We start from the raw sequence: 533 nt of genomic DNA on the forward strand, positions 1-533 counted from the left end.
GTCCCTTGGCGGAATGACGCCGTTCAGACACTGGGATCGCTGGGTTGCAGAGAACCAATTAGCTATCGCATAGCCGCTGGGCTGCTAACGGGGACCCAACCACGGCCGCCCAGATGCGAAATGGTTGCCGTGATAGCAGGAAGAGGAGCAGCAAGCTCGCGAGTCCGACTCCGACCGGCATTGCGAGACTCTTGCTGAGGATCACGACAAGAAATATCGGCAGTACCGCACCATATTTGGCGAGGGGATTAACCTGTTCAAGTGCGGTGATCATGACACTGGCGGTTCTAATAGTTGGGGTTTGACCGGGTGTGCTTGTCCGTTTCGGATCAGGTTGATGGCGTCAGCGCACTGTACGAGGAGTACTGGGTCGTGGGTGCTCACCACGACCGTCGCACCCGAATCTGCTGCGGCACGGATCTCGCTGAGAAGTAATGTGAGGTTGTTGGGGTCTTGGCCGTAGCTGGGTTCGTCGAGCAACAGTAGTTCCGGGCGTCCAGCAAAGGCGATTGCGACCGAGAGTCGACGCTTTT

General features: G+C 57.6%; 1 protein-coding gene. It reads right to left on the reverse strand.

Features of this window, described 5'->3' with window-relative positions:
- Positions 1–270 precede the first annotated feature (270 nt).
- A partial coding sequence (locus ACT3S6_RS15910; protein WP_444555779.1) for an AAA family ATPase occupies positions 271–533 on the reverse strand: 263 nt, incomplete at its 5' end.

Origin of the sequence: Arthrobacter sp. AOP36-C1-22 (genome assembly GCF_052377515.1) — a bacterium.
GTDB lineage: Bacteria > Actinomycetota > Actinomycetes > Actinomycetales > Micrococcaceae > Arthrobacter_H.